Origin of the sequence: Microcystis sp. M_OC_Ca_00000000_C217Col, from assembly GCF_007095585.1 — a bacterium.
Lineage (GTDB): Bacteria > Cyanobacteriota > Cyanobacteriia > Cyanobacteriales > Microcystaceae > Microcystis > Microcystis panniformis.
The window spans coordinates 1-4214 of the sequence record NZ_SFBV01000085.1; the positions used below are offsets into that span (position 1 = coordinate 1).

Sequence of the window (4214 nt, forward strand, 5' to 3'; positions counted from 1 at the left end):
AGGTAGATAAGTTATCATTAGCAATTGTGCCTGTAATTTGGAAGCGTTCGATATTACTAAAGCTAACTTGGTCATAGCTGCTACTATTGTAGTAAGCCTCGAAATACCCAGAATTGTAAGAAGAAGAACCCGTAATGCCAGCGTAGTTATTACTAGAGTAGTCTATGATTAAAAGGTCATTTCCATCTCCACCATTTACGGTATCAACTCCTCGTAAAGGACTAATAGTGTCGTCTCCAGAAGTTCCCGTAATATTATCATTACCATTAGTTCCCGTAAAATTCGCCTGTTCTACTTGAATACTTTCCCCATTTACTATAATTGTTGTCTGGTCATTCTCTCCTCGTAAAGCGTCTAAGGTTGCCACATCCAGACTATTTCCCTGCACCAACTCCGCAAAAATTGCCCCCTCATCTCCCGCACTATCCACCTGATTAATTTGAGCATCCACATAATGCCCAATTTCTTCTAAAATTACGTTAACTATCGTTGCTGACGAGGCTGTATTTAAAAAAGATGCTGATAAATAAATCTTATTGGTACTACTGGAATATGCACCATTCGCCGTCCCCAAAACTTCACCACTGAGTACCTCAATTGGGGGAAGTTGACTAAAATTTCGACTTTGCCACTGTTGTCGTAATTGCGTCGCCTTAACCACATCATAACTTGTGCCAAAAGCGGTTTCTAAATTCGCCCAAAAACCATCAGATTGAGCGAAATTGAACAAAACATCGTCAACAACAGGAATAATCGCCAAAAGAGAGAGAGTCATGACAGTAACAGCCAAAGTTTATTGCTAATAGTTTTAGCTCAACAAGCGCAAATTTCTCAAGACCCCTGTAACATAAATTAACATTTATACAAGAAAACGGGTTTCTCAAAGGAACCCGTTTTCTCGATAATAGGCTAACTGCTGTTTTATTCACGATAATCCTATTATGCCTAAGATCTACCGTCTTGCCCAAGGTCATTTAAACCTATTGGAAACCTGTCCACCCAGATTTCAAAAAGTCTATCTAGAGGAACTTAACACACCGGCTGACCCTGGGCAATTGCAGCGGCAAGAATGGGGCAGTCAGTTTCACCTATTATTACAGCAGCGGGAATTAGGGCTGCCGATCGCGCCTCTATTACGGGAAAATGAACAGTTAGAACATTGTTTAACGGCCCTATTAAAAGCGGCCCCAGCAATTGCCCAAAATCCGGGAGAAACCAATCGAGAAGCGGAACATTGTCGCAGTTTAACTGTGGGTAATTATTTATTAACGGTTATCTATGATTTAATTTTATTAGAGAGCGATCGAGCGGTAATTTTTGACTGGAAAACCTACTTAAAACCGATCGATGCCGACAAACTAGCCAAAAATTGGCAGACGAGACTTTATCTGTATGTTTTGGGAGAAACTTCTGCTTATCCTCTTGATAGTTTATCGATGACCTATTGGTTTGTGCAGTTACCCCGCAGCCCCGAACAAATTACTTTTAACTATAATCGGAAACTACACCAACAGACAGGGCGAGATTTGCGCCGTTTATTGAAGGATCTCGATCGCTATCTATCAGCATACGAAAATGATTTAGTTGATTTTCCCCATCGTCCCGATTGTCAGCTTCATTGTCCCTATTATCTTAGACAAGAGCGATCGGGCCCAATAGACTTACCCTCGATCGAGGATATCCCTGAAATCAATCCTTTTGTCTAAATCAGTGATCAGTGATCAGTGATCAGTGATCACTGATCACTGATCACTGATCACTGACAATTCTCCTTCTGCGCTGCGTTAACCATAGTCGATAATAATAAAAGACAGATCGATCGCTTGCGCTCATGACCGGCAACCACTACCAAACCTTAGAAATCAGCCATAAATCGACCCCTGACGAGATTAAACGGGCCTATCGGCGTTTAGCCAGACAATTCCATCCCGATAGTCAAAACGATAGTGCCAGTCACGATAAAATCGTCGCTATTAACGCCGCCTACGAGATTTTAAGCGATCCGAGGCTAAGAAAGGACTACGATAACCAAATAATCGCCAATTCTCCCCGCGCCCAACGCACTGCCACCGCCCAAGCAAATTACCATCGTTACAAAGAAGCGGTCCAGGAAGACGAAGCCCTAGTCAAACAGTGGTATAACCAGACCTATAGCCCGATTAATCGCCTGATCGGTCAAATTATCCGACCTCTCAAAGGTCAGATCGATCACCTATCCGCCGATCCCTTCGATGATCAGTTGATGGCTGTTTTTCAAGACTATCTAGAAACCTGTCGCCAAAATCTCGATCGAGCTAAAACCCTCTTTTGCCAACGGCCTAACCCTGCCAAAATGGCCAAAGTGGCCGCTTCTCTTTACTACTGTCTCAATCATCTCACTGACGGACTAGAAGAATTAGAAACCTTTACCCTTAACTACGATGATCGCTCTCTCCACACCGGTCAAGAAATGTTTCGCATGGCCCAGCGTTTACAGGTGGAAGCTAAACAGATAGCCAGTCAGTGCCAAAATTAAATCTCTGGTAAAAATCAAAAATTGTTGTTAGGGTTAGGAGCCAGTAGTCAGTAGTCAGGAGAATTAAGAATGAATAATAATCAATTAAATGGTCTATTTACAGATTTTAGGCAATTTAATCATTATTTTTGCCTTTTTTGAACCATGAAAAATTAATTATGCCAGAGCTTGATTAAATCTCTAGCCATGGGCAAAAAAAAAGACGAAAATAGATCAAGACCAGATTTACCCAATCCCTAGCTTAACCCCGATGAGAGACAAACAATCAGAAATTACCAATATATCCACCACTAGAGATTCTGATCTTTATTCCTTGCCTCCGGCCGTCCAACGAGCTGCTAATATCCTTTTACGTCAGGGAAGAATCGGTTTTTGGACGCAGATTGTCCTGGGCGTAATTTCGGGGGTTTTATTACTGATTGCTACCGCTAGTTTATTAGGGACGAGACAACGCACTTCTGGCATTGAAATCGGTGTTTTGTGTGCTATTGGTGGGGCTTGTTTCTTGGTGGTTGCCATTTTCTTTTCTTCTCGTTACATGAAAATTGCCCGTCAAATGTTGAGAGGTGATCAAGATAGTCGCCCGAAAAAATCCGATACTATTCAGTTAATCCGTCAGGGTTTAATCGCTAATATTATCGGGATGTTTTTAACTATTTTGGGAGCGCAAGCCTTGGCGGGAATTGTCTTAATTAAATCCCTCAATGTTCCCCAAGGTACTTTTAATGTTGCCTCTAACCCCAGTCAGTTTGTTAATTCTGTTGACCTGTTAATTGTGCAGGCCAATACTAATACAATTCTCGCTCACTTTACTGGTATTGTTACTTCTTTGTGGCTTCTTAACCGTATTACTTCTAAATAAATATGGCCATGCAACGCACCCGTTTAAGTACGCTGGCTAATGTCACCAGCAGTCGATTTAATCGCTTTTTTGGTAATCCTTGGCGACGGATTTCCCTACAGATAATTTGTGTTTTATTTGGAGTTTTTTCTGGGCAAGCAATTGTCACCACTGCTGGTCAAACTGCTCAATGGGATGTCACGGCTGCTGGTTTATTGCTGCTGTTTACGGAGGCGATTAGCCGGATTGTTTACCGAAAAAGTTCTCAGGCTAAACCTGCACCGATTCTGCGAGAATCTTTCAATTTACTCAAAATTGGTATCACCTATAGTTTATTTCTAGAAGCCTTTAAAATTGGCTCTTAAATAGGGTTGGCTGAAAATGTTTCTTGGTGGGGTGAGGATTCAGGAGCCAGTCGGGGAAAGTGGAAACCTTGCCCTTAAGTGCCGACCGGCAGCGAGCGATCGTAGCCAGACTAGACAGAACAAGTGTATTAGTTAAGCTGCCCAACGATACCCTTACTCCATGGCGCTTCTCAGGAAAATAAGGATTTCAGACGTTCATCGAAAATTTGGGTCTGAAACCCCGTCGTTCTACGACGGCTTTACTGTTAAATATGAGCATCGTTTACGAAATATATGCTAGAATGTGAGACATGGAAAAAGCCTATTCTTACCGATTTTACCCCACACCCGAACAAGAGTCGCTATTGCGGCGCACTTTGGGCTGTGTAAGATTAGTTTACAATAAGGCACTCCATCTCAGAACACAAGCATGGTACGAAAGACAAGAAAGAGTAGGATATACTGAAACTTCTTCAATGCTAACCGATTGGAAAAAACAAGAAGAATTAGAGTT

The 4214-nt window shown here is 42.0% G+C and carries 5 protein-coding genes and 1 pseudogene; 5 read left to right on the forward strand and 1 reads right to left on the reverse strand.

Features of this window, described 5'->3' with window-relative positions; translation table 11 throughout:
* Nucleotides 1-775, reverse strand: a pseudogene (locus EWV66_RS04705) (hypothetical protein); the annotation flags it as partial.
* Between the two features lie 166 nt (nt 776-941).
* Here EWV66_RS04705 and EWV66_RS04710 point away from each other — a divergent pair.
* The 5 genes from EWV66_RS04710 to EWV66_RS04730 all read left to right on the forward strand — a co-directional run.
* Nucleotides 942-1706, forward strand: a complete 765-nt coding sequence (locus tag EWV66_RS04710; RefSeq protein ID WP_052275769.1) for a PD-(D/E)XK nuclease family protein — start codon at nt 942-944, stop codon at nt 1704-1706.
* Nucleotides 1707-1831: 125 nt separating this feature from the next.
* On the forward strand, nt 1832-2515 hold the full coding sequence (locus EWV66_RS04715) for a J domain-containing protein (protein WP_052275770.1): 684 nt from the start codon (nt 1832-1834) through the stop codon (nt 2513-2515).
* A 250-nt stretch (nt 2516-2765) separates the two neighbouring features.
* Nucleotides 2766-3377, forward strand: a complete 612-nt coding sequence (locus tag EWV66_RS04720; protein WP_158202354.1) for a DUF3611 family protein — start codon at nt 2766-2768, stop codon at nt 3375-3377.
* A gap of 2 nt (nt 3378-3379) precedes the next feature.
* The gene (locus EWV66_RS04725) at nt 3380-3721 is read left to right on the forward strand and encodes a DUF565 domain-containing protein (protein WP_002768596.1); all 342 of its coding nucleotides are present in this window, start codon (nt 3380-3382) and stop codon (nt 3719-3721) included.
* Between the two features lie 290 nt (nt 3722-4011).
* Nucleotides 4012-4214 (forward strand): helix-turn-helix domain-containing protein (locus tag EWV66_RS04730; protein ID WP_287107467.1); only part of this gene is annotated, 203 nt, incomplete at its 3' end.